Annotated in this window: 18 protein-coding genes and 5 pseudogenes; 12 read left to right on the top strand and 11 right to left on the bottom strand. The window is 71.5% G+C overall.

All coding sequences use genetic code 11. The features are described 5' to 3' along the window. The first annotated feature begins 6 nt into the window (after positions 1–6). Entirely contained in the window at positions 7–1,011 is a 1,005-nt protein-coding gene (gene meaB, locus ACK8N7_RS34915) for a methylmalonyl Co-A mutase-associated GTPase MeaB (RefSeq protein WP_500445078.1), read from the top strand. A 109-nt stretch (positions 1,012–1,120) separates the two neighbouring features. Here the strand turns inward: meaB and fecE are convergent. Further along, positions 1,121–1,237, bottom strand: a pseudogene (gene fecE / locus ACK8N7_RS34910) (Fe(3+) dicitrate ABC transporter ATP-binding protein FecE); the annotation flags it as partial. Between the two features lie 6 nt (positions 1,238–1,243). On the opposite strand from fecE, the pseudogene ACK8N7_RS34905 reads away from it, so the two are divergent. The 4 genes and pseudogenes from ACK8N7_RS34905 to rho form a co-directional block, all read left to right on the top strand. Next, positions 1,244–1,531: pseudogene (locus ACK8N7_RS34905) on the top strand (AMP-binding enzyme); the annotation flags it as partial. Between the two features lie 47 nt (positions 1,532–1,578). Beyond that, positions 1,579–2,210: pseudogene (locus tag ACK8N7_RS34900) on the top strand (isochorismatase family protein). Beyond that, complete coding sequence (locus ACK8N7_RS34895) at positions 2,207–2,446, top strand: phosphopantetheine-binding protein (RefSeq protein ID WP_500445076.1); 240 nt, start codon at positions 2,207–2,209, stop codon at positions 2,444–2,446. Before ACK8N7_RS34900 ends, ACK8N7_RS34895 begins: the two are co-directional and overlap by 4 nt. 280 nt (positions 2,447–2,726) lie before the next feature. Continuing rightward, positions 2,727–3,866 carry a transcription termination factor Rho gene (gene rho, locus ACK8N7_RS34890; RefSeq protein WP_500445074.1) on the top strand — a complete coding sequence of 380 codons (1,140 nt, stop codon included), beginning with the start codon at positions 2,727–2,729 and terminating at the stop codon, positions 3,864–3,866. Positions 3,867–3,899: 33 nt separating this feature from the next. On the opposite strand, the gene pgm is transcribed toward rho, so the two are convergent. From pgm to ACK8N7_RS34870, 4 genes and pseudogenes are all read right to left on the bottom strand, one after another. Continuing rightward, positions 3,900–5,543, bottom strand: a complete 1,644-nt coding sequence (gene pgm / locus ACK8N7_RS34885) for a phosphoglucomutase (alpha-D-glucose-1,6-bisphosphate-dependent) (RefSeq protein ID WP_500445072.1) — start codon at positions 5,541–5,543, stop codon at positions 3,900–3,902. A 207-nt stretch (positions 5,544–5,750) separates the two neighbouring features. Beyond that, a complete protein-coding gene (locus tag ACK8N7_RS34880; protein WP_403214330.1) occupies positions 5,751–6,818 on the bottom strand; it encodes a chitinase in 1,068 nt (355 codons plus the stop codon). Between the two features lie 247 nt (positions 6,819–7,065). Further along, positions 7,066–7,935, bottom strand: coding sequence for a 3-hydroxybutyryl-CoA dehydrogenase (locus ACK8N7_RS34875; RefSeq protein ID WP_500445070.1), 870 nt, complete (start codon positions 7,933–7,935; stop codon positions 7,066–7,068). Further along, positions 7,932–8,315 (bottom strand): annotated as a pseudogene (locus tag ACK8N7_RS34870) (malate synthase A); the annotation flags it as partial. The pseudogene ACK8N7_RS34870 and the gene ACK8N7_RS34875, both read right to left, overlap by 4 nt. Between ACK8N7_RS34870 and ACK8N7_RS34865 the strand changes: the two are divergent. The 4 genes and pseudogenes from ACK8N7_RS34865 to ACK8N7_RS34850 form a co-directional block, all read left to right on the top strand. Beyond that, a pseudogene (locus tag ACK8N7_RS34865) lies at positions 8,313–9,095 on the top strand (CbiQ family ECF transporter T component); the annotation flags it as partial. The pseudogenes ACK8N7_RS34870 and ACK8N7_RS34865 overlap by 3 nt on opposite strands. Further along, positions 9,092–10,579: an ATP-binding cassette domain-containing protein gene (locus ACK8N7_RS34860; RefSeq protein WP_500445068.1), complete on the top strand. Its 1,488-nt coding sequence runs from the start codon at positions 9,092–9,094 to the stop codon at positions 10,577–10,579. The pseudogene ACK8N7_RS34865 and the gene ACK8N7_RS34860, both read left to right, overlap by 4 nt. Beyond that, positions 10,576–11,409 carry an ECF transporter S component gene (locus ACK8N7_RS34855; RefSeq protein ID WP_500445066.1) on the top strand — a complete coding sequence of 278 codons (834 nt, stop codon included), beginning with the start codon at positions 10,576–10,578 and terminating at the stop codon, positions 11,407–11,409. Before ACK8N7_RS34860 ends, ACK8N7_RS34855 begins: the two co-directional genes overlap by 4 nt. A gap of 61 nt (positions 11,410–11,470) precedes the next feature. After that, positions 11,471–12,019 carry a CchlQ gene (locus ACK8N7_RS34850; RefSeq protein WP_500445064.1) on the top strand — a complete coding sequence of 183 codons (549 nt, stop codon included), beginning with the start codon at positions 11,471–11,473 and terminating at the stop codon, positions 12,017–12,019. 34 nt (positions 12,020–12,053) lie between these two features. Here ACK8N7_RS34850 and ACK8N7_RS34845 read toward each other — a convergent pair whose 3' ends face one another. After that, entirely contained in the window at positions 12,054–12,500 is a 447-nt protein-coding gene (locus ACK8N7_RS34845) for a hypothetical protein (protein WP_500445062.1), read from the bottom strand. A 288-nt stretch (positions 12,501–12,788) separates the two neighbouring features. Between ACK8N7_RS34845 and ACK8N7_RS34840 the strand changes: the two genes are divergently transcribed. Then, positions 12,789–13,742, top strand: coding sequence for a DUF3048 domain-containing protein (locus ACK8N7_RS34840; protein ID WP_500445060.1), 954 nt, complete (start codon positions 12,789–12,791; stop codon positions 13,740–13,742). A 72-nt stretch (positions 13,743–13,814) separates the two neighbouring features. Here ACK8N7_RS34840 and ACK8N7_RS34835 read toward each other — a convergent pair whose 3' ends face one another. Further along, complete coding sequence (locus ACK8N7_RS34835; RefSeq protein ID WP_500445058.1) at positions 13,815–15,548, bottom strand: discoidin domain-containing protein; 1,734 nt, start codon at positions 15,546–15,548, stop codon at positions 13,815–13,817. Between the two features lie 356 nt (positions 15,549–15,904). On the opposite strand from ACK8N7_RS34835, the gene ACK8N7_RS34830 reads away from it, so the two are divergent. After that, positions 15,905–18,097, top strand: coding sequence for a pectate lyase-like domain-containing protein (locus ACK8N7_RS34830; RefSeq protein ID WP_500445056.1), 2,193 nt, complete (start codon positions 15,905–15,907; stop codon positions 18,095–18,097). Between the two features lie 397 nt (positions 18,098–18,494). Further along, complete coding sequence (locus ACK8N7_RS34825; protein ID WP_403214315.1) at positions 18,495–18,773, top strand: hypothetical protein; 279 nt, start codon at positions 18,495–18,497, stop codon at positions 18,771–18,773. A 35-nt stretch (positions 18,774–18,808) separates the two neighbouring features. On the opposite strand, the gene ACK8N7_RS34820 is transcribed toward ACK8N7_RS34825, so the two are convergent. From ACK8N7_RS34820 to ACK8N7_RS34805, 4 genes are read right to left on the bottom strand one after another with little or no spacing between them, the layout of a single operon-like run. Then, positions 18,809–19,798 (bottom strand): zinc-dependent alcohol dehydrogenase family protein, encoded by a 990-nt coding sequence (locus ACK8N7_RS34820; RefSeq protein WP_500445054.1) that lies wholly within the window; start codon positions 19,796–19,798, stop codon positions 18,809–18,811. Continuing rightward, entirely contained in the window at positions 19,795–20,685 is an 891-nt protein-coding gene (locus ACK8N7_RS34815) for a carbohydrate ABC transporter permease (RefSeq protein ID WP_403214311.1), read from the bottom strand. Before ACK8N7_RS34815 ends, ACK8N7_RS34820 begins: the two co-directional genes overlap by 4 nt. Further along, a complete protein-coding gene (locus tag ACK8N7_RS34810) occupies positions 20,682–21,647 on the bottom strand; it encodes a carbohydrate ABC transporter permease (RefSeq protein ID WP_500445052.1) in 966 nt (321 codons plus the stop codon). The genes ACK8N7_RS34815 and ACK8N7_RS34810 overlap by 4 nt, the downstream gene beginning before the upstream one ends. Beyond that, positions 21,644–23,014 carry an ABC transporter substrate-binding protein gene (locus ACK8N7_RS34805; RefSeq protein WP_500445050.1) on the bottom strand — a complete coding sequence of 457 codons (1,371 nt, stop codon included), beginning with the start codon at positions 23,012–23,014 and terminating at the stop codon, positions 21,644–21,646. Before ACK8N7_RS34805 ends, ACK8N7_RS34810 begins: the two co-directional genes overlap by 4 nt. Positions 23,015–23,128 lie beyond the last annotated feature (114 nt).

The raw sequence follows: 23,128 nt of genomic DNA, 5'->3' as shown, positions 1-23,128 counted from the left end.
GACCGGATGGCCGCCAAGATCGACATCGACAGTTATGTGCAGGGAGTGCTCGACGGCAGGCGGGCGTTCGTGGCGCGCGCCATCACGCTCGTCGAGTCGACACGGGCCGAACACCGGGTACTGGCCCAGCAGTTGCTGAGCCAGTTGCTGCCGTACGCCGGGAAGGCCCGGCGGATCGGGATCAGCGGGGTGCCGGGGGTGGGCAAGTCCACCTTCATCGACGCGCTCGGCACGATGCTCACCGGTCTCGGGCACCGGGTGGCGGTGCTCGCCGTCGATCCGTCCTCCAGCCGTACCGGCGGTTCGATCCTGGGCGACAAGACCCGGATGGAACGCCTCGCCGTCGACCCGGCCGCGTTCGTCCGTCCCTCCCCGACCGCCGGGACGCTGGGCGGGGTGGCGAAGGCGACCCGGGAGTCCATCGTGGTGATGGAGGCGGCGGGGTACGACGTGGTGCTCGTGGAGACGGTGGGCGTCGGGCAGTCGGAGACGGCCGTGGCGAACATGGTCGACACGTTCCTGCTGCTGACCCTGGCCAGGACCGGCGACCAGCTGCAGGGCATCAAGAAGGGTGTCCTGGAGCTTGCGGACGCCATCGCGGTGAACAAGGCCGACGGTCCGCACGAGCGTGAGGCCCGCTCGGCGGCGCGCGAACTGGCGGGCGCGCTGCGGCTGATGCACCCGGTGGACGCGGCCTGGACCCCGCCGGTGCTCACGTGCAGTGCCCGCGAGTCGACCGGTCTCGACACGCTGTGGGAGCGGCTGGAGCAGCACCGTACGGTCCTGGAGTCCACCGGCCGGCTGGCGGCCAAGCGCCGCGACCAGCAGGTGGACTGGACCTGGACGATGGTCCGCGACGAGCTGCTGGACAGTCTGCGCAGCCATCCGGGGGTGCGGAAGCTGGCCCCGGAGCTCGAACAGCGGGTTCGCGAGGGGACGTTGACGGCGACGCTCGCCGCCGAGGAGATCCTCCACGTGTTCCGCGGCGACGAGCCGGGCGGCGCCGCCTGAGACGGTCCCTGCCGAGCAGCACACGAACAGACCGATGGGCCCCTGGACGGAGGGGCCCATCGGCGTCTCGGAGCCGCGTCGCGCGGCGGTCGGTGTCGGTTGCCGGGCCTCAGGCGGCTACGGGGGGCGCGCTCACGGTCGGTACGACGACGGGGGCGCCGTCGGAGGTCGCGGTGAGGATCTCGGCCTCGATGCCGTAGACCTCCCGCACCAGGTCGGCGTCGACGATCCGAACCACATCCTCGCCCACCCGGCCGTTCACGACGCGAACGTGGTGGCCGAGCCCGACCCGTATCTGGGTGAGCGCGTCTGCGCGTACGTGATCCTGCGCTCGGGCGCCGGTCCGCTGAAGGCGGTGGCGATCAAACGGTTCGTACGCGAACGGGGCCTGGCCGCCTACAAGGTGCCGGACCGGGTCGAGTTCGTGGACGCGTTCCCGCAGACGGGGGTGGGCAAGGTCTCCAAGAAGGACCTGCGCAACGCCGCCGCCCGCACCGCTACCCCCGCCCCTTCCCTCTGACGTTCGTGCCGCACGTCCCGCAACCCCGGAACGGAACCCTCTCCACCATGGCTCTGCCCGCCATCACCCCTACCCCAGGCCGTCCGCCGACGAGCTGCCCGCCAACCGGGTCGACTGGACCGTCGACCCGGCGCGCGCCGTGCTGCTCGTCCACGACCTGCAGAACTACTTCCTGTCGGCGTACGACCGGCAGGCCGCACCCGTGCCCGAACTCCTCGCGCATGTGGCCGAGTTGAAGAAGGAGGCCGCGCGCCTGGGCGTGCCGGTCCTCTACACCGCGCAGCCCGGCGGCCAGAGCGCCGAGGAGCGCGGGCTCCAGCAGGACTTCTGGGGCCCCGGCCTGCCCGCCGACGAGCACGCGGCGGCCATCGCGGACGAGGTCGCGCCCACCGACGGCGACACCGTCATCACCAAGTGGAAGTACAGCGGCTTCGTCCGCACCGATCTGCTGGAGCGGCTGCGCGAACAGGGCCGCGACCAGATCGTCCTCACCGGCGTCTACGCCCACATCGGCGTCCTGATGACCGCGTGCGACGCCTGGATGCAGGACATCCAGGCCTTCGTGGTGGCCGACGCGGTCGCGGACTTCTCGGCCGACGACCACGCGATGGCGCTGCGCTGGGCGGCCGGCAAGTGTGCCGTCGTCACCACCGCCCGGGCCGTCTTCGAAGGGAAGTGACCGCTGTGGCCCTGACGCTCGAACAGCTGCGCGCCGATGTCGCCGACATCCTCGGCGAGGAGCCGGAGGAGATCCTGCTCGACGAGAACCTCGTCGACTACGGGCTCGACTCCGTCCGTCTGATGTCCCTGGCGGCCGCCTGGCGCCGCGACCACGGGATCGAGGTGGCCTTCGCCGACCTCGCCGAGAAGCCGGCCCTGGAAGCCTGGGGGCCGCTGCTCGGGGTGACCTCCTGAGCGGACGGCGGCGGTAGGCAGTTCTTCCGACCGTTCTTCCGATGGACCGTGCTACAGTGCGATCAGCATACGTGGATGCCCCTTCGTCGGGCACCGGTGCTGTTCTCTCTCCATCGCTGTTGCGCCCGTCCTCGTACGACCGGCGATCCAGCTTCTTCCCAGCGTTTCTCGCTGTCTCTCCTTCCGGCTGCCGGGCTTCCGTGCCCCGGTGCGGGCGTGACGATGCCGCCCCTCCGTACGCCGGTCCCTCATTCGCCACGTCCGCGAAAGGACCCCTCCCATGACCACCACACTCGAACGCCCCGTACTCCGTGAGCCGCGCCCCGTCCGGGCCGCGGGTCTTCTGGACACCGCCCCCGGCGGCCACGGCCTGCTCCGCGTCCGGGGCGGCCACCCCTCCCCCGACGACATCAAGGTCTCTCCCGCGCTGATCCGCCGGTACGGCCTGCGCAAGGGCGACGCCGTCGAGGGGAGCTGCGAACAGCCGCGCGTCCTCGCCGGCGTCGACCGGGTCAACGGCCTCGCGCCGCAGACCTCGGGCGGCCGCGCCCACTTCCACGACCTCACGCCGGTCCACCCCACCGAGCGGCTGCGGCTGGAGACCCCGAAGGGCGGTCCGGCGCTCCGGATCGTCGATCTGGTCTCCCCCGTCGGCAAGGGCCAGCGCGGCCTTCTCGTCGCACCGCCCCGGACCGGCAAGACGGTCCTGCTCCAGCAGCTCGCCGCCGCCGTCGCCACCAACCACCCCGAGTGCCATCTGATGGTGGTCCTCCTGGACGAACGCCCGGAGGAGGTCACCGACATGCGGCGCTCCGTGCGCGGCGAGGTGTACGCCTCCACCTTCGACCGGCCCGCGAAGGAGCACATCGCCCTCGCCGACCTGGCCGTCGAGCGTGCCAAGCGCCTCGTCGAGCAGGGCCGCGACGTGGTGGTCCTGCTGGACTCCCTCACCCGGCTGTGCCGCGCCCACAACAACGCGGCCGGATCGGGCGGCCGCACCCTGAGCGGCGGCGTCGACGCGGCGGCCCTGGCCGGCCCCAAGAAGCTGTTCGGGGCGGCCCGGTCCGCCGAGGAGGGCGGCTCGCTCACCATCCTGGCGACCGCGCTGGTGGAGACGGGCTCCCGCGCCGACGAGTTCTTCTTCGAGGAGCTGAAGGGGACCGGCAACATGGAGCTGCGCCTGGACCGCTCGCTGGCGGACCGGCGGGTCTTCCCGGCCGTCGACATCGCCCGCTCCGGCACCCGCCGCGAGGAGCTGCTGACGGGCCCCGCCGAGCTCTCCACCGTACGGGCGCTGCGCCGCGCCCTGCACGCCCGGGACGGTCACGGCGCCCTGGAGGCGCTGCTGGACAAGGTCCGCCGCACCCCGGACAACGCGACGTTCCTCCGTCAGGTGCAGCCCACCGTGCCGGGCGCCTAGCGGGCCGGGCACGGTGGTCGCGTACCCACCGGCTCAGGCGCTGCCCAGCGCCTCCGAGACCAGGGCGCGCGCCTCCTCCTGGACCCGCCCGAGGTGTTCGGGCCCCTGGAAGCTCTCCGCGTACACCTTGTAGACGTCCTCCGTGCCCGAGGGGCGGGCGGCGAACCAGGCGCTGTCGGTGCAGACCTTGAGGCCGCCGATCGCGGCCCCGTTGCCCGGTGCCTCGGTGAGGACCGCGGTGATGGGCTCGCCCGCCAGGGTGTCGGCCTTGACCTGCTGCGGGGAGAGCTTGGCCAGGACCGCCTTCTCCCCGCGGGTGGCGGGTGCGTCGACGCGGGCGTAGGCCGGGTCACCGAAGCGGGCGGTGAGCTGGGCGTACCGCTGGGAGGGGGTGGAGCCGGTGACGGCGGTGATCTCGGAGGCGAGCAGGGCCAGCAGGATGCCGTCCTTGTCCGTGGTCCAGACGCGGCCGTCACGGCGCAGGAAGGAGGCGCCGGCCGACTCCTCGCCGCCGAAGCCGAGGCTGCCGTCGAACAGCCCGTCGACGAACCACTTGAAGCCGACCGGGACCTCCACCAGGGTGCGGCCGAGGTCGTGGGCGACCCGGTCGATCATCGAGGAGGAGACCAGCGTCTTGCCGATGCCCGTCCCGGCGGGCCAGCCCTCCCGGTGGGTGTAGAGGTAGTCGATGGCGGTGGCCAGGTAGTGGTTGGGGTTCATCAGGCCGCCGTCGGGGGTGACGATGCCGTGCCGGTCGGCGTCGGCGTCGTTGCCGGTGGCGATGGTGTACGCGTCGCGCTGTTCGATCAGCGAGGCCATGGCGTGCGGGGACGAGCAGTCCATCCGGATCTTCCCGTCCCAGTCCAGCGTCATGAACCGCCAGGTCGGGTCGGCGAGCGGGTTGACCACGGTGAGGTCGATCCGGTGCCGCTCCGCGATGCGCCCCCAGTAGCCGACGGAGGCGCCGCCGAGCGGGTCGGCGCCGATCCGGATGCCCGCGTCCCGTACGGCGTCGAGGTCGAGGACGGAGGGCAGGTCGTCGACGTAACGGCTCAGGAAGTCGTAGCGACCCGTGGTGTCGGCGGCCAGCGCGCGGGCGTACGGGATCCGGCGGACCTCCCCGAGTCCGGCCTCGATCAGGGCGTTGGCCCGGTCCTGGATCCAGGAGGTGGCGTCCGAGGCGGCCGGACCGCCGTTGGGCGGGTTGTACTTGAAGCCGCCGTCGGCGGGCGGGTTGTGCGACGGGGTGACCACGATGCCGTCGGCCAGGTGCTCGGTGCGCCCCTGGTTGTACGTCAGGATGGCGTGCGAGACGGCGGGCGTCGGGGTGTAGCCGTCGTCACTGTCGATCAGGACGGTGGCCCCGTTGGCGGCGAGGACCTCCAGCGCGGTGACCCGGGCGGGCTCGGACAGGGCGTGGGTGTCGGCGCCCAGGAAGAGCGGCCCGTCGGTCCCCTGACGGGCCCGGTAGTCGCAGATCGCCTGGGTGGTGGCGGCGATGTGGTCGTCGTTGAACGCCGCCGCGAGGGCGGAGCCGCGGTGGCCCGAGGTACCGAAGGCCACCCGCTGGGCGGGCTCGGCCGGATCGGGGTGGAGGGCGTAGTAGGCCGTCACCAGCCGTGCCACGTCGACCAGGTCCGCTGACTGCGCCGGCTGCCCGGCCCGTGCGTGCACCATCGGGTCTCCTCTTGCGTCTTCGTCATCACCGGCCCGGGGAACGGGCCGCCGTCCCGGGGCGGACGATCACCCCGATCCGTACCCGATTCTGTCCCCTTGCCCCGCATCGGTGCGTGACGGGTTCACGCCTTCCTCGCGTGGCCGTCCGGCCAGGACCGCACCTCGCCCCCGGTCCGGGGCTGGACCGGGGGCGCGGTGGGATCGGGGTCAGCGGCCCTGCAGACGCTTCACGTTGTCGCCGAAGGTCCAGCCCTTGGAGCCGTCCCAGTTCAGGGACCAGGTCATCAGCCCCTTGAGGGAGCCGTTGTAGTGGTTCCAGGCCTGGGAGACGAGCGAGGTGGACATGTAGCCGCCGCCCGCGCCGGGCTGGGCGGGGAGGCCGGGGACCTGCTTGTCGTAGGGGACCTTGACGGTGGTGCCCTGGATGACGAGCCCCCTGTTCAGGCAGTCCGTCTGGGCGGTGAAGCCGGCGACCGTACCGGCGGAGTAGGAGTCGCCGGAGCAGCCGTACATGCTGCCGTTGTAGTACTGCATGTTCAGCCACCACAGGCGGCCGTTGTCCGCGTACTTCTTGATGATGGGCAGGTACGCGCCCCAGATCGAGCCGTAGACCACGCTGCCCCCGGTGACGTACGCCGTCTCGGGGGCCATGGTGAGGCCGAAGTTCGACGGCATCGCGGCGAGTACGCCGTCGATGATGCGGATGAGGTTGGCCTGCGACGGGGAGAGCTGGTTGATGTTGCCGCTGCCGACGAGGCCGGTCTCGATGTCGATGTCGATGCCGTCGAAGTTGTACTTCTTCAGGATCGGGACGACGGTCGCGACGAACCGGTCGGCGACCGCGCTGGAGCTGAGGTCGATCCCGGCGGCCGCTCCGCCGATCGACATGAGGGTGGTGAGCCCGGAGGCCTTGGCCTGGCACATCTCCGCGGGGGTGGCGACCTTGACGGTGTTGTCCATGCCGTCCTCCCACAGGACGGTGCCGTCCGAGCGGATGACGGGGAAGGCCGCGTTGATGACGTTGTAGCCGTGCTGGGTGATCCGGGGGTCGGTGATGGGGATCCAGCCGAGCGGCGGGTGCACACCGTTGGCGGCGCCGTCCCAGTTCTCCCAGTACCCCTGGAGCACCTTGCCGGTCGGCTTCGACTTGACCGCGCAGGTCTCGGCCGAGGCTTTCCGGGAGTCGGCGGTCTTCGGCGGGGCGGCTCCGACCAGCATCGGTACGACGAGCGCCGCGGCCAGGCCGAGGCCCAGCAGCCGTGATGTACGGCCCATGATCCGTATGTCCTTCCTGCCCGGGTCCGCCGCCGACGGTGCGAAAGGTTCGCCCCGACCCGCCCCGTGTCGTGACCCTGTCAAACCGTAGAATGGTCCAGACCTTCGGTCAAGAGGTCTGGACCAGACCGCCCGTCAGGAGGGCCGCGGAGACACCGCGGCGGGGTGGGAAGCAGCACAGCCAACTGCGCCGCACCCCGCTCGGCACCGGCCGCGGTCCCTCAACCGCGGCCCCGGCCCGGGCCCCTCAGCCCCGGTCGTACGTGTGGAACCCGCGGCCGGTCTTCCGGCCGAGCAGCCCCGCCTCCACCATCCGCTGGAGCAGCGGCGGCGGGGCGTAGAGCGGTTCCTTGAACTCGTCGTACAGCGATGCGGCGATGGAGGCGACCGTGTCCAGGCCGATCAGGTCGGCGAGCTTGAGCGGGCCCATCGGGTGGGCGCAGCCCAGCTCCATGCCGACGTCGACGTCGGCGGCGGTCGCGAAACCGGACTCGGCCATCCGGATCACGGCGAGGAGGTACGGGATCAGCAGCGCGTTCACGACGAAGCCGGACCGGTCCTGGGAGCGGACCACCGTCTTGCCGAGCACCGATGTCACGAACTCCTCGGCCGCCGCGACCGTGGCGGGCGCGGTGTGCAGGGAGGGGACGACCTCCACCAGCGGCAGTACGGGCACCGGGTTGAAGAAGTGCAGGCCCAGCACGTGGTCGGCGCGGTGGGTGGCCATGCCGAGGCGCATGACGGGGGTGGCGGAGGTGTTGGTCGCCAGGATGGCCTCCGGGCCCTCGACGATCTTGTCGAGGGCGGTGAAAACCTCCGTCTTGGCCTCGGCGTTCTCCACGACGGCCTCGACCACGAGCTGACGGTCGGCCAGGGCGTCGAGGTCCCCGGTGAAGACCAGCCCGCCGAGGGAGTCCTCGGCGGTCAGGCGGTCCAGCTTGCCGCGCTGCACGGCACGTTCCAGGGAGATCGCGACCCGCTCGCGGGCCCGGTCGGCGGCCGTGGCGTCCGCCTCGCAGACGATCGTGTGCACTCCGGCCCACGCGCAGACCTCGGCGATTCCCGCCCCCATCTGACCGCCGCCGGCGACGCCGGCCTTGGTGATGCGCGCGCTCATGCCTGGACCGCCGGTCGGCCGACGAGGTGGCGGGCGTACGCCTCCGTGGTGAAGAAGGCGGGCAGCTCCTTGGCGAGGGCGGTGCGTTCGAAGAGGTCGCGGACCTGGTCGAGCCGGGCCCGGGGGTAGGTGGCGCCGAGCGTGGCGAGCTCCTCCTCGAAGAGCCGCTCCACCGTTTCGCGGTCGACCGCCTTGTGCTTGAGCCACTGCCAGATCTGGGCCCGGGCGATCTCGGCGGTCGCCGCGTCCTCCATGAGGCCGTTGAGGGCGACGGCTCCCCGTCCGTTGAGCCAGGCGTCGTAGTAGCTCAGGGTGACAGCGATGTTGTCGCGGAGACCGGCCGGGGTCGGGCGCCCTGCCGTACGGCGTACGGCGACGAGGCGCTGCTGTCGGCCGCCACGGACGGGCTCCGGCTCGCCTGCATGCTGTGCTGCATCGGCGCGGCGAACACGCTCGCCAACCCGAAACGGGCGCTGCGCGTGCTGCCCGGCGCGCTGTACGAGCTCGGCGTGGCCGTCACCGTCTCGATCAGCGTGGCCCCGCAACTGGTCCAGAGCGTCCAGCGGGTGGCGCGCGCCCGCCGGCTGCGGGCCGGGCGCAACAAGGGCCTCAAGGCGCTGCGGAGCATCGTGGTGCCCGTGCTGGAGGACGCGCTGGAGCGGTCGCTGCGGCTGGCGGCGGCGATGGATTCACGCGGTTACGGGCGGGCGGGTTCCGCCACGCGTGGCTCGCGCCGCCTGACCGGGGCGCTGATGCCGCTGGGCATGTGCGGGCTCCGCGCCGGGGCGTACGGGCTCCTCGACCCGACCGCCCCGAAGCTGCTCGGGCTGCCCGCGCTGGCGGCCGGCGCGGTGCTCTGCCTGGCCGGGCTGCGGCTCGGCGGGCGCCGGGTGACGCGGACGACGTACCGGCCCGATCCCTGGCGGTTCGCGGAGTGGGCGGTGGCGTCCTGCGGGGTGCTCTCGGCGGTGCCGCTGTTCGTCAACGTGGGTTACGACCCGGCCGCGCTGAACCCGTCCATCCATCCGCTCAGCTGGCCGACGCTGCCGCTCGTCCCGGCCGCCGCCGTCCTACTCGCCGGGGCGGCCGGGTTCCTGGCGCCGCCGCCGGGCAAGCCCGTCCCGTACGTCTCCGCGCCGCGCACCGAGGAAGCCGCATGATCACCTTCGACCAGGTCACCGTCGTGTACGACGGGGCCGACGAGCCGGTCCTGCGGGACGTGAACCTGGTGGTCGACGAGGGCGAACTCGCCGATGTCGTCGGTGTGGTCGGCCAGGACCCGCTGGACGGGTTCGTCACGGACACGGTGGAGGAGGAACTCGCTTACGCGATGGAGCAGTTGGCGATCTCCCCGGCGGTGATGCCCAAGCGGGTGGAGGAGACCCTCGATCTGCTGGGGCTCGCCGATCTGCGCCACCGGGCGCTGTACGAGCTCTCCGGCGGGCGGCAGCAGCGCGTGGCCATCGGCTCGGTCCTCACCGCCCACCCCCGCGTCCTGGTGCTGGAACGGGTGGTGCAGTACGCGGACCGGGTCATCCACCTCCCCGGCGACGGCCGCGTGGTCTCGGGCCCGCCGGCGGACATCTTCGCCACGCCGTCGATCGCGCCGCCCGTCGTGGAGCTGGGCCGCGCAGCGCGCTGGTCGCCGCTGTCGCTCTCGGTCCGGGACGCACGCCGGGCCGCCGCCCCGCTGCGCACCGCGCTGGCGGGCACCCCGGCCCCGGCCGTCCGCCCGGTGCCGGAGGAGCCCGGAGCGACCCTGCTCACCGCGCGCGGGATCACGGTGGCGTACCGGGGTGTCGCGGCGGTCCGTGAGGTGGACCTCGACCTGCGGGGCGGCGAGATCACCGCGCTGATGGGCCGCAACGGCTCGGGCAAGTCGTCGCTCCTGTGGGCGCTCCAGGGCTCGGGGCCGCGCAGGTCCGGTACGGTACGGGTCGTTTCAGGCAGCGCGGACGGTACGGGTGGCCCGGACGGTGGGGCCGGCTCAGGCGCATCGCGCGGATCAGGCGGCTCGCGCGGACCGGGCGGCTCCCGCGGTTCGCGCGGACCGGCGAAGGGCAGCGACCCCAAGAACCTCTCCGCTGCCGAGGCCAGAGCGCTCGTCGGGCTCGTCCCGCAGACCCCGACCGACCTGCTCTACCTGGAGAGCGTCAAACAGGAGCTCGACCAGGCCGACATCGAGTCGTCGGCGTCGGACGGCGGGCTCACCGCCCGCGTGATCCTGGACCGGCTGGCTCCCGGCATCGACGGCGCGGCCCACCCGCGCGACCTCTCCGAAGGGCAGAAGCTGGCGCTGGTCCTCGCCATCCAGCTGACGGCGGCGCCCCGGGTGCTGCTGGACGAGCCCACCCGGGGGCTCGACCACCGGGCGAAGACCCAGCTCATCTCCATGGTCGACGAACTGGCCGCCGAGGGACGGTCGGTGGTGATCTCCACCCATGACGTCGAGTTCGCGGCCCGCGCGGCGGACCGGGTGGTGGTGATGGCCGAGGGCGACATCGTCGCGGACGGGCCGACCACCGAAGTGATCGTCGCCTCCCCCGTCTTCGCCCCGCAGGTGGCGAAGATCCTCTCGCCGCTGCCGTATCTGACGGTGGACCAGGTGGCGTCGGCGCTGCCGGCCGAGGAGGTGGGAGCGTGAAGGAACTGCCGGACCTCACCGGCCGCCCTGCGGGCGCCATCCGCATCGGCCCGCGCGCCGGAATCGTCATCGCCATGGCCGCCTTCCTCGGGCTGGTCGCCTTCTTCTGGCCGTTCCTCGTCGCACCGGGGCGCATGGGGGCCAACTACGCTCCGCCGCTGATCTTCGGCGTCCTGCTGGTCCTGGTCCTGTGCGTGGTGATCTCCGAGATCGCCGAGGGCGGCATCAACTCCAAGGCCCTGGCGATGCTCGGGGTGCTCTCCGCCGTCAACGCCGCGCTGCGCCCGCTCGGCGCGGGCACGGCGGGCATCGAGACGGTGTTCTTCGTCCTGGTCCTGGCGGGCCGCGTCTACGGTCCCGGCTTCGGCTTCACGCTGGGCTGCACCTCGCTCTTCGCCTCCGCGCTGATCACCGGCGGGGTCGGCCCGTGGATGCCGTACCAGATGTTCGGCTGCGCGTTCGTCGGCATGCTCGCGGGCATGCTGCCCCGCGCCACGGGCCGCCGCGAGGTGATGATGCTCGCCGTCTACGGCTCGCTCTCCGGCTATCTCTTCGGTTTTCTGCTGAACCTCTCCTTCTGGCCGTTCTCGGTGGACCCGAACAGCTCCATCGCCTACCTGCCCCGCCTCCCCTTCACCGAGCAGTGGCAGCGCTACCTCGCCTTCGACGTGGCGACCTCGCTCGGCTGGGACACAGGGCGGGCCGTCACGAACTTCGTCTGCATCACCCTGGCCGGCCCCGCCGTCCTCACCACGTTCCGCCGGGCCGCCCGCAAGGCCCGCTTCCGCGCCCCGGTGCGGTTCGCCGCTCCGAAGTCCGAGGGCCCCTGACGCAGCGGGCCTTGATAGATTCGGGAACCGCCGGAACGGCGATCACTTCTTTGGGGAAGTCGTGGACTGGGGGACGCTCGTCGCGACGGTCAGCGGTGGCTTCATCGCCATCTCGGGGACCGTACTGGCCGACCATCTGCGCCAGCGTCATGAGAAGAACCACGGGGCGGCGGACCGGCGGCGCGCGGTGTACATCGAGTTCATCTCCGCCGTCGGGGACTGCCACGCCCGGCTGCGGCAGATCGCCCAGGGCCAGGACCCCTCCACCGACCCGGACCGGGCCGCCCGCACGGCCCTGGGCGAGGCGGCCGTCCACGAGGTGCGCGAGCGGTTCTTCATCGACGCGTCGGCCGACGTGGCCGGTGCCGGGCAGGCGACGTTCGCACAACTGCGCGCGGTCCGGCGCGTGGTGGGCACGGGCGCCGGGCACACCTCCGCCGCCTTCAACGACGCCTACCACCCCTACCTCGACCGGGTCTGGGCCTACCGGGTCGCGGTGCGCAGGGAGTTGGAGGACCGGATGTTCTCGCCGGAGTCCTTCGGCTGGGACGCCTGGGACGGCAGGGCCCGCTGCCCGATCTGCCGGGACGGGCTGACGACGGGGGCGTGAGGAGGGCCGGTGGGGCCAGGCCGGCCCGAGGCCCTCACGGGGTGCCCGGTCCCTGCCGCGGCGCTGCCCCGTGCACGCCGTCGTGGATCGACTGGGCCATGAGCACCGGGCCGCTGTAGTACCCCCCGCTGATGGTGTTGTTCGTGATCGACACGGTGGTACCGGCCGGCTGCAGGGGGGCCAGTTCGTCGAGCAGACCCCTGAGCTCGTCCGCCGCCTCCGGGTTGTCCCGCAGGGCGCGGCGGATCCTGATCCGCCACTGGGCCGCGACGTCCGCGGCGCCGTCCTCGTCGCCGCTCCGGCGCGCCGCGATCAGTTCCTCGCGGGACTCCTCCAGCTCGGCGTCGACGGCCTCGCTGTCCTCGCCCCGCGCCAGGAACCGGGCCACCCGCCCGCGCGCCTGGTTCCACACCTCGGTGGCCATCAGCCCCACGAAGGCCGTCGCACCCGATGCCGCCAGTGCCGTCAGCTCGGCTTCCACCGGACCCCCCTCTGCCTCACCCGTCACCGTACGGACGCGTAAAAGCGCCGCTGGTGCAACCGTAGAGAGCCGACGGTCCCACCGGAAGCGGAATCGAGCACGCGGTGCGGTTCAGTTCCGGCCACACCGGCCGGGCGGTCACGTACCGGGACGTGCGGAGGCATCCGGGGCTGGTACGGGCGCGGACGCAACCGTGAGCGGGCCCGGTGCGTGATGATGGAGAGAGGGCAGCGACGCGGCAGCGCTCCGCCGGGACGGCCGGCCGGTGCCCCGGAAGGGCGGGTCGCCATGTCCGTAGCCCGAGGGAAGACACCGGCCGCCGCGCTGCTCACCGTGCTCCTCCTGGTCCTCCTCGCGGCCGGGTGCACGGGCGGGGACGGTTCGGGGCCCGAAACCCGGAGCAACAGCCCGTCCGGCCGGGGTACGGACGCGAAGGTGCTCGCCGTGAAGATCGACAATGTGGCGCCCGCGCGTCCGCAGACCGGTCTCGAGCAGGCGGACATCGTCTATGTCGAGCAGGTGGAGGCCGGTCTCAGCCGGCTCCTCGCGGTCTACTCCTCCGAGCTGCCGCCGGTGATCGGACCGGTCCGCAGCGCCCGGGAGACCGATCTGGAGCTGCTGCGCCAGTTCGACCGGCCGGTGCTCGCCTTCTCCGGGGCCCAGAGCAGGCTCCTCCCGGCCATCGACCGGGCGCCCCTCGACGCCGTGCCGCCGCCGGCCGCGCCCCGGGCGTACTTCCGCGGGCCGGAGCGGCCGGCCCCGCACAATCTGTATCTCCGGCCGGAGAGGATCCCGTACGCCGCTTCCGGGGCCGATGCCGTGGAGGCGCTGGGGCTGAGGTTCGGCCCGGCGCCGCCCGGCGGAAGCTCCGAGGAGAGCCGTACGGTCCGCTTCCCTTCCGCGCGCACGACCTTCACCTGGTCCGCCGAGCGCGAGCGGTGGCTGGTCGCCATGGACGGCTCCCCCGCCCGGACGAGCGAAGGAGGGCGGCTCGGGGCCGCCACGGTGATCGTGCAGGACGTGACGGTACGCCCTTCGGCCTTCGGGGACCGGTCCGGGAACAACACCCCGTTCACCGAGACCGTCGGCTCGGGGACCGCGCACGTCCTGCGTGACGGGAAGGCGTACGAGGCCCGGTGGGCGCGCCCCTCGGCGGACGCGGACACGGCGTTCACCACACCGGGCGGCGAGCGGATCGACCTGGCCTCCGGGCCGCTCTGGATCGTGTACGCGCCCCGTTGAGGCTTCCGGGCGCGGCGAGGCGCGGCCCCGGCCACCGACGGTGACCCGGACCGCGCCCCTGGTGAGGCCCTGCTACTGCCAGACCTTGATGTAGTCGACGCTCAGCTTCTGCGGGAAGCGGGTGGTGGTGTCCGGCGGACCCGGCCAGTCACCCCCGACCGCGTTGTTGAGGATCAGGAAGAAGTCGTGGTCGAACACCCAGGGGCCGCGGGTGCGCTCCAGCTCCTCCCGGTCGACCCGGAACGACACCTGGCCGTCGACCCGGAACGTCATGCCGGTGCTGTTCCAGTCCACGGCGAAGGTGTGGAAGTCGCCGGCGTAGTCCGCGCCCCCGGGCAGTGAGTGGGGGCCTCCGTAGCCGGCCGCGCCGTTGTAGGCGGGGGCGTGCAGGGTGGAGTAGGCGGTCTTCGGCTCCTTGCCGACGTGTTCCATGATGTCGATCTCACCGGTGTAGGGCCACGGGCGCCCCTTGTCGAAGTAGTCCGCGCCCAGCATCCAGAACGCGGGCCAGAGCCCCTGGGTGCCGGAGACCTTGATGCGCGCCTCGACCCGGCCGTAGGTGAACTGGAACTTCCCGTAGGTGTTGAGCCGCGCCGAGGTGTACTGGCACGTGGTGCTTCCGCTCAGCGGGTCGGGCGGGCAGGCCGAGCCCGGTGTCGCCTCCCGGCGGGCCTCCAGGACGAGGGAGCCGTTGCCGTCCTGGGCGGCGTTCTTGTTGTTCGTGTAGTACTCCAGCTCGTTGTTGGGTCCGGTGCCGGTCTCCGGGACCCACTTGGCCGGGTCGGGTGCGGCGCCGGCGGGGCCGTTGAACTCGTCGCTGAAGACCAGCCGGTCGTACGTGGGGTCGGCGGGCAGCGGTGGTGCGGGGATCGGCGCTCCGCCAGTACCCCAGACCTGGAACTCCCAGAGCGAGTAGCCGTATTCACCGCTGCGCTGGGTGACGTACAGCCGTACGTGCCGGCCGGTGCCGCTGACGTCCAGCGTCTCCTTGAAGCCGGCGCCGGAGGCGGTCTGGTGGATCGTCCGCCAGTCGGCGCCGTTGTCGGAGACCTCGATCCGGTAGGCCCTGGCGTACGCCGGGTCCCACTGGAGGACCACCCGGTTGATCCGGGCGGGGGCGCCGAGGTCGACGGCGATCCAGCCGGGGTCGGTCCAGCCGCCCTCGGGGCTGGTGGCCCAGCGGCTCGCGGGGTCCCGGTCGAAGGCCTTGTCCGGGCCGCACTCCCAGCAGGTGCCGTCGTGCTGGGAGGTGGAGGCGGATCCGGCCTTGCCGTACGAGAGCAGGACATCTCCGCCGGGGTCGCTGCCGCCGGTGGTGGAGTAGACCTGGAACTCGTGGAGGGAGTAGCCCCACGGGGTGGCGCGCTGGGTGCCCAGCAGCCGGATGTAGCGTCCGGTTCCCGAGACGGTGAGGGTCTCGAAGCCTCCGGTGCCGGTGGTGGTGGAGTGGATCGTCGTCCACTGCTGCCCGTCGGCGGAGAGCTCGATCCGGTAGCCCCTGGCGTACGCGGCCTCCCAGTTCAGCACGACCTGGCCGACCGCGGTGCTCGTGCCGAGGTCGATGCGGATCCACTGGTCGTCGGTGAACTCGCTGGACCAGCGGGTCGCCGGATTGCCGTCCACGACGTTGGGGGCGGTGAAGGGGCCTTCAGCGCTGGAGGCGGTGGCCGGTTTCCCCTGGGAGACGAGGACGGCCGCGGCGACGGCCCGCTCCGGGGCGAGCGCCGCCGAGAGGGTGAACAGGAGGGCCACCGCGGCCATGACGGCCAGGGCGCCTCGAAGCCGTGGTGTTCCACGGGCGTTCATGGGAACTCCTTGCTCTGTAGCGGAGGCTGGGCCGAGAGAGCGCTCCCCCCGCAGGGGGGAGCGTGGCGGGAGCCGCGTCAACCGTCAAGGGGTCGCGGGCCAGTGGGCCCGGCCGCCGATCGAGCGTCACCCGACTCGTCATCACAGAACTCCACCAACTACCCGTGTGCTTTCAGGAGATGAAACGTCAAGCGCCTCCGGAGGCCGATCGCACCGATCCTGTGCACAACTCTTGACGCGGCCGAAACGCGGGAGAATCATTCGGCTACCGAGAGAGCGCTCTCTCCCCTCTGTGGGAGCTGCGCCCGCCCCCCCACCTCCGCCCCCGCACCTATGACATCTCAGGAGACCAGGACATGTCTGTTGCCCTCGTCAGACCCTCGCGGCCCCCGATGGCCGCACTCCACCGATGGCGCGGCCTCGGCTTCGCGCTGGTGACCGCGCTGGTCGCGGCCCTGCTCGGAGTGGCTCAGGCCGCCCCGGCTCAGGCCGCCCCCGTCCTGCTCTCCCAGGGCAGCCCGACGACCGCCTCCAGCGAGGAGAACGGCGGCACGGCCGCGGGCAACGCGGTCGACGGGAACGGCGGAACGCGCTGGTCCAGCGCCTTCTCCGACCCGCAGTGGATACGGATCGACCTCGGCTCCCCGGCCGCCCTCAGCCGGGTCGAGCTCGCCTGGGAGGCCGCGCACGCGAAGAGCTACCGCATCGAGCTCTCCACCAACGGCACCAACTGGACGACCGCGTACAGCACCACGACCAGTCAGGGCGGGAACGAGACGCTCACCGTCTCCGGCGAGGCCCGTTACGTACGCCTGACCGGCACGGAGCGCGCCACCGGATACGGCTACTCCCTCTGGGAGTTCAAGGTCTTCGGCACCCGGGACGGGGGCGGCGGCCCGGAGATTCCCGGTGGTGGCGACCTCGGACCGAACGTGCACGTCTTCGACCCCTCCACGCCGAACATCCAGGGCAAGGTCGACGAGATCTTCCAGCAGCAGGAGTCCGCGCAGTTCGGCTCCGGCCGGCACGCGCTGCTCTTCAAGCCGGGCACGTACAACAACATCAACGCGCAGATCGGGTTCTACACCCAGATCGCGGGCCTCGGCCTCAACCCGAACGACACCACGTTCAACGGTGACGTGACCGTCGACGCCGGCTGGTTCAACGGAAACGCCACGCAGAACTTCTGGCGTTCGGCCGAAAACCTCACCCTCAACCCGGTCAACGGCACCAACCGCTGGGCCGTCTCCCAGGCCGCCCCCTTCCGCCGCATGCACATCAAGGGCGGACTCAACCTCGCGCCCGACGGATACGGCTGGGCCAGCGGCGGCTACATCGCCGACAGCAAGATCGACGGCACCGTGGGCCCGTACTCCCAGCAGCAGTGGTACACCCGCGACAGCTCGGTGGGCGGCTGGACCAACGCGGTCTGGAACATGACCTTCTCCGGCGTCCAGGGCGCTCCCGCGTCCAGCTACCCGAACCCGCCGTACACCACGCTGGACACCACCCCGATCTCGCGCGAGAAGCCGTTCCTCTACCTGGACGGCAACGAGTACAAGGTGTTCGCCCCCGCGAAGCGCGTCAACGCGCGCGGCGTCTCCTGGGACAGCGGGAACCAGCAGGGTGAGTCCATCCCGCTGAACCGCTTCTACGTCGTCAAGCAGGGCGCCACCGCGGCGACGATCAACGCGGCGCTCGCCCAGGGCCTCAACCTGCTGTTCACGCCCGGTGTCTACCACATCGACCAGACCATCAACGTGAACCGCGCCAACACCGTCGTCCTCGGTCTCGGCCTCGCCACGATCATCCCGGACAACGGAGTGACCGCGATGAAGGTCGCCGACGTCGACGGGGTGAAGCTGGCCGGCTTCCTCATCGACGCCGGTCCCGTCAACTCGCCCACCCTGCTGGAGGTCGGCCCGCAGGGCGCCTCCGCGGACCACTCGGCCAACCCCACCACCGTGCAGGACGTGTTCATCCGCATCGGCGGCGCGGGCCCGGGCAAGGCGACCACCAGCCTGGTGGTCAACAGCGACGACACGATCATCGACCACACCTGGATCTGGCGCGCCGACCACGGCGAGGGCTGGGGCTGGGAGACCAACCGGGCCGACTACGGCGTCCGCGTCAACGGCGACGACGTCCTGGCCACCGGCCTGTTCGTCGAACACTTCAACAAGTACGACGTGGAGTGGTACGGCGAACGCGGCCGGACGATCTTCTTCCAGAACGAGAAGGCGTACGACGCACCCAACCAGGCCGCCATCCAGAACGGCAGCACGAAGGGGTACGCGGCCTACCGGGTCGACGACTCCGTCGAACAGCACGAGGGCTGGGGCATGGGCAGCTACTGCTACTACAACGTCGACCCGACGATCATCCAGGAACACGGCTTCAAGGCACCGGTGAAACCGGGCGTGAAGTTCCACAACCTCCTGGTCGTCTCGCTCGGCGGCAACGGGCAGTACCAGCACGTGATCAACAACATCGGCTCCCCCACCTCGGGAACGTCGACGGTGCCTTCGAGCGTGGTCAACTTCCCCTGATCCCCCCGGTGTGAGGCCGGTGTGCCGGTCCGGTGTCCGGCGGCCCGGACCGGCTCACCTCGCAGACCGCGGGCGCCCTCCGGCGGACGTGACAGTCCGCCGGAGGGCTCTCCCCTGCGCCCCGTTCACGCGCATCCCGGCGGCCCGGCCGGGAACGTTCGGCCGGGATGCGAAGTTGAGGGAATCATGTTCACAGGAGTGGACCACGTCGTCCTCGCGCAGGGACCGGCCGCCGCCGTGGTGAACCGGTTTCTCACGTCATGGCTCAGCCGCTGGCCCGAGCTCCGGTGCGCCTCCGGCGAAGACGACTCCGACGGCGTGTTCGCGCCGTGGGTTCCCGGTGGCGCCGGGACGTCCACCGGTCACGGCGCCCTCCTCATCGCATCGCGACGAGGAGATGGAGGCGAGCTGGGACACGTCCGGCTACACCCTGGACGAGCACGGGGACGGTCCGCTGGCCCTCTTCTACGAAGCGGCGGGCCGGCGATCGCTCTCGATGACCCCGCAGCGGGATCCGTACGACCGCGCCGGCTTCCCCTACGAGCCGTACGACATCACAGTCGCGGGGGCGGGGCTGCATCTCTTCACCCTGGTCACCCCCGACGACAGCACCTTCATCCGCGCGGCACTGGACACACTGCTGCTCGCCGCCGACACTTCCGTGCCCGGCCGCTGACCGGAAGGTCCGCCGACCGGGGGGTCCCCCGCACGCTAGGGCTGCACCACGATCTTGCGCCCCACCCCGGCCTTGAACTGGTCGATCGCCTGCGGGTACTGCTCCAGCGGCAGCCGGTCGCTGATGAAGACGGCCGGGTCCAGCACCCCGCTCGCGAAGAGCGCGGCGGCCCGCTCGTAGCTGTGCAGGACCGCCATCGAGCCGGTGATGGTGATCTCCTGGTTGTAGATCCGGTACGGCTCGATGACCGCGGTGGTGGCGTAGTCGGCCACCCCGAACTGGAGGAAGGTGCCGCCCTTGGCGACCCGGCCCAGGCCGTCCTGGATGGCCCCCGCGTTGCCGGTGGCGTCGATGACCACGTCCCAGCCGCCCGGGCGGTCGAACTCCTCGGCCCGGGCGGCCGCTCCCGTGCAGCCGAGGAGCTTCGCGGTCTCCAGGCGCTGGGCGTTGACGTCCAGCACCTCCACCGACGCGGCGCCCGTGCGCTTGGCCAGCTCCAGCATCATCAGGCCCATCGTCCCGGAGCCGTAGATCAGCACCTCGGAGCCCAGGTTGCTCTTGAGGACGTCGTACCCGCGTACGGCGCAGGAGAGCGGTTCGATCAGTGCCGCGTCCCGTACGTCGACGTGTTCGGGCAGCTTGACGCAGTTGGCGACCGGGGCGACGGCGAACTCGGCCGCACCACCGGGCACGGTGACGCCGATCGCGGCCCAGTTGTCGCAGAGGTTGCCGCGGCCGGAGCGGCAGTAGCGGCACTCGTGGCAGTGCAGCGAGGGGTCGACGGCCACCTTGTCGCCGACGGCCAGTTCGGTGACGTCGTTGCCGACGGCGACGATCTCCCCGGCGAACTCGTGACCGGGGACGATCGGCAGGGTGGGGGCGAACTCCCCCTGGAGGATGTGCAGATCGGTGCCGCAGAGCCCGCAGGACGCCACCTTCACGACCACGTCACGCCGGCCCGGCGCGGGGTCCTCGACCGTGGTGACGGACACCTTGCCGGGGGCCTCGACGATGGCTGCCCTCATTTGACTGCTCCCAGTGATAGGCCCTGGACGAGTTTGTCCTGGGCGGCGTAGCCGGCGATGAGCACCGGCAGGGACACGACCACCGACGCCGCGCACAGCTGGGCGAGGAAGAGGCCCTGGCTGGTGACGAAGGTGGTCAGGTGGACGGGTGCCGTCCCGGCGACCACGCCGGTCAGCACCCGGGCGAACAACAGCTCGTTCCAGCTGAAGATGAAGCAGATCAGGGCCGTGGCGGCGATGCCGGGGGCGGCGACCGGGGCGACGACCCGGCCCAGCACGGTGGGCAGCCTCGCCCCGTCGACCTGGGCCGCCTCGATGATGGAGACCGGGACGTCGGCGAGGAAGGACTGCATCATCCACACCGCGATCGGCAGGTTCATCGAGGTGTAGAGCAGGACGAGCAGCCAGATGTTGTCCAGGAGCCCGGTGTTCTTCGCGAACAGGTACACCGGCAGCAGGCCGGCGACCACCGGCAGCATCTTGGTGGAGAGGAAGAAGAACATCACGTCGGTCCACTTGCGCACCGGCCGGATGGAGAGCGCGTACGCGGCGGGCAGCGCCAGCAGGAGCACCAGGAGGGTGGAGACCACCGACGCCGTGAGGGAGTTGACCAGCGGGGGCCAGGGGGTCGGGCCGCCGTCGCCGCCGAAGAACGTCCGGTAGCCGTCGAGCGTCAGCGAGGCCGCCAGTGAGGGCGGGTTGGTCGCCGCGTCGGCCTCCGAGTGGAAGGAGGTCAGCACCATCCAGAGGGCGGGCAGGCAGAAGACGATGCCGACGGCCCAGGCGGCCAGGCCCAGTGCGGTGGAGCGCCTGCGGGCGCTTCCCGTGGGCCGTGGCTTCCTCGCGGTGGCGGGGGTGCGGGGCGGTGGTGCGGTCGAGGCGCTCATGCGCGGCTCGCCTCCTCACGGAAGAGGGAGGAGACCACCCGGAGCGCGAAGGTCGCGATGATCACGGTGCCGATCACCACGACCACACCCACGGCGGACGCGAGTCCGTACTCATGGGCCCGGTAGAAGGTCTCGTAGACGGTGTACGGGAGGTTGGCGGTGCCGAGGCCGCCCGCGGTGATGGTGAACACGGCGTCGAAGTTCTGCACGATGTACACCGAGCCCAGCAGAACGCCGAGTTCGAGGTAGCGGCGCAGGTGGGGCAGGGTCAGGAAGCGGAACATCTGCCAGGGTCCCGCGCCGTCGAGCCGGGCGGCCTCCATCATCTCGGCGGGGCGGCTCTGCAGTCCGGCCAGCAGGATCAGCATCATGAACGGGGTCCACTGCCAGACGAGGGCGGCGGCGACGGCCATCAGCGGCATCTCGGAGGTCCACTCCGGCTGGGCGACGGACTCGATGCCGAAGAGGTTCCCGAACCAGGTCAGCGCCCCGTTGAAGAGTCCGTACTCGGGGTTGTAGAGCGCGTGTTTCCAGAGCAGCGCCGCGGAGACCGGCACGATCAGGAACGGGGTGATGAGCAGGGTGCGGACCATCCCCCGGCCGAAGAAGGTGCGGTCCAGGAGCAGGGCGAAGGCGAGGCCCAGGACCACGCTGGCGATCACCACGGTGGCGGTGAGCAGGACGGTGGTCAGGACCGATTCGCGCAGGGCGGGGTCGGTGAAGACGGAGCTGTAGTTGGCGAACCCGGTGAAGTGGCGCTGGTCCGGCTTGAGCGAGTTCCAGTCGAAGAAGGAAATCACCAGCGTTGCCACGAAGGGCAGTTGGGTGACGGCTATGAGGAAGACGAGGGCGGGCAGGAGGGGTGCGCGGGTCGCCCAGGCGCGGGCTCTGCTGCCCGTGGGACGCTTGGCGGCCGGGGCCGGCCGGGGTGGGGTCGGCCGCACGGCGGTGGTGGTGGTCATCGGTACTCCTCCGCGACCTTCTCGGCCAGCTTCTGGGAGGTGGCGAGTGCGGCGTCCACCGACTGGCGGCCCGCGATGGCGGCGCTGATCTCCTGTGCGACCTTGGTGCCCAGGTCGGTGAACTCCGGTACGCCGACGAACTGGATGCCCGCCGTGGGGCGCGGCTGGATGCCGGGGTTGTTGGGGTCGGCCGCGGAGATGGCCTGCTGGGTGACGTCGGCGAACGCCCCTGCTTCCTTGCGGTAGTCGGGGTGGGCGTAGGTCGAAGCGCGTTTCCCGGCGGGGACGTTGGACCAGCCGCTGGTGGCGCCGACGAGCTCCTCGTACTCCTTGCCGGAGGCCCAGGAGATGAACTTCCAGGCGTCGTCGGCCTTCTTGGAGGCGTTCTGCATGCCCCAGGCCCAGGTGTAGAGCCAGCCGGAGCTCTCGGTCTGCTCCACGGGCGCCGGTACGTACCCGATCTTGCCCTTCACCGGGGAGCCCTTGGCCTCCAGTGATCCGGCGCCCGCGGTGGCGTCGTACCACATGGCGGTCTTGCCCTGGGTCATGTTGTTGAGGCATTCGGCGTACCCGGACTGCGGGGCGCCGAGCTCTCCGTGTTCGCGCACCAGGTCGACGTAGAACTTGGTGGCCTTCTTGAACTCCGGTGAGGTCAGCCGTGGTTGCCAGTCCTCGGTGAACCAGGTGCCGCCCATGGTGTTGACGACGGTGGTGAGCGGGGCGATGACCTCGCCCCAGCCGGGCAGCCCGCGCAGGCAGATCCCCTTCATCCCGCGCTGCGATCCGTCGGTCTTCGCGGCGAGTTCGGCGACCTCCTTCCAGGTCGGCTCGGCGGGCATGGTGAGCCCTTCCTTCTCGAAGACGTCCTTGCGGTACATCAGGAAGGAGGACTCGCCGTAGAAGGGCTGGGCGTAGAGCTTGCCGTCCTTGTGGGTCAGCGACTCGCGCAGCGGCGGGAGGATGTCCTGCTGGTCGAAGTCCGGGTCCGCGTCGACGTACTGGTCCAGCGGGCGCAGCCAGCCGTTCTCGGCGAAGAACGGGAGCTCGAAGTTGGAGATGGTGGCGATGTCGTACTGGCCGGCCTGGTTGGAGTAGTCCTGGCTGATCTTGTCGCGGACGTCGTTCTCGGGCAGCACCGTGAAGTGGACGGTGATGCCGGTCTCCTTGGTGAAGTGCTGCTTCGTCAGCTTCTGGAGTTCGACCATCTGCGGGTTGTTCACCATCAGGACGTTGAGGGCGTCGCCTCCCCCGAAGGAGGTCCCGCCCGCTCCGGCGCAGCCGGCGGCGAGGAGGGCGAGTGCCGCGGCCGCGGCGCCGGTGCGCGGCAGGCGGTGTGGTCCGTGTCGTCGGCGGGGGTGGTGACGCATGGGGACTCCTGATCAGTCGTAGCGGCTCGGTGATCGGGTCGTACGGGGGTGGCGCGGCCAGGGCGAACCGCGCCCCGACGGGGGGGGCGGGGCGCGGTGGTCGTAGGGGTGGTG

It is taken from the genome of Streptomyces griseobrunneus, from assembly GCF_046713465.1.
Lineage (GTDB): Bacteria > Actinomycetota > Actinomycetes > Streptomycetales > Streptomycetaceae > Streptomyces > Streptomyces microflavus.
This window is presented reverse-complemented; position numbering and strand designations above follow the sequence as displayed.

Excerpts from the sequence above, each read along its gene's own strand:
- ACK8N7_RS34830 (WP_500445056.1), top strand. The coding sequence starts at position 15,905 with ATGTCTGTTGCCCTCGTCAGACCCTCGCGGCCCCCGATGGCCGCACTC.
- rho (WP_500445074.1), top strand. The coding sequence starts at position 2,727 with ATGACCACCACACTCGAACGCCCCGTACTCCGTGAGCCGCGCCCCGTC.
- ACK8N7_RS34875 (WP_500445070.1), bottom strand. The coding sequence starts at position 7,935 with ATGAGCGCGCGCATCACCAAGGCCGGCGTCGCCGGCGGCGGTCAGATG.
- ACK8N7_RS34815 (WP_403214311.1), bottom strand. The coding sequence starts at position 20,685 with ATGAGCGCCTCGACCGCACCACCGCCCCGCACCCCCGCCACCGCGAGG.
- meaB (WP_500445078.1), top strand. The coding sequence starts at position 7 with ATGGCCGCCAAGATCGACATCGACAGTTATGTGCAGGGAGTGCTCGAC.
- ACK8N7_RS34880 (WP_403214330.1), bottom strand. The coding sequence starts at position 6,818 with ATGGGCCGTACATCACGGCTGCTGGGCCTCGGCCTGGCCGCGGCGCTC.
- ACK8N7_RS34840 (WP_500445060.1), top strand. The coding sequence starts at position 12,789 with ATGTCCGTAGCCCGAGGGAAGACACCGGCCGCCGCGCTGCTCACCGTG.
- ACK8N7_RS34835 (WP_500445058.1), bottom strand. The coding sequence starts at position 15,548 with ATGAACGCCCGTGGAACACCACGGCTTCGAGGCGCCCTGGCCGTCATG.
- ACK8N7_RS34820 (WP_500445054.1), bottom strand. The coding sequence starts at position 19,798 with ATGAGGGCAGCCATCGTCGAGGCCCCCGGCAAGGTGTCCGTCACCACG.
- ACK8N7_RS34810 (WP_500445052.1), bottom strand. The coding sequence starts at position 21,647 with ATGACCACCACCACCGCCGTGCGGCCGACCCCACCCCGGCCGGCCCCG.
- ACK8N7_RS34805 (WP_500445050.1), bottom strand. The coding sequence starts at position 23,014 with ATGCGTCACCACCCCCGCCGACGACACGGACCACACCGCCTGCCGCGC.
- ACK8N7_RS34860 (WP_500445068.1), top strand. The coding sequence starts at position 9,092 with ATGATCACCTTCGACCAGGTCACCGTCGTGTACGACGGGGCCGACGAG.
- pgm (WP_500445072.1), bottom strand. The coding sequence starts at position 5,543 with ATGGTGCACGCACGGGCCGGGCAGCCGGCGCAGTCAGCGGACCTGGTC.
- ACK8N7_RS34825 (WP_403214315.1), top strand. The coding sequence starts at position 18,495 with ATGGAGGCGAGCTGGGACACGTCCGGCTACACCCTGGACGAGCACGGG.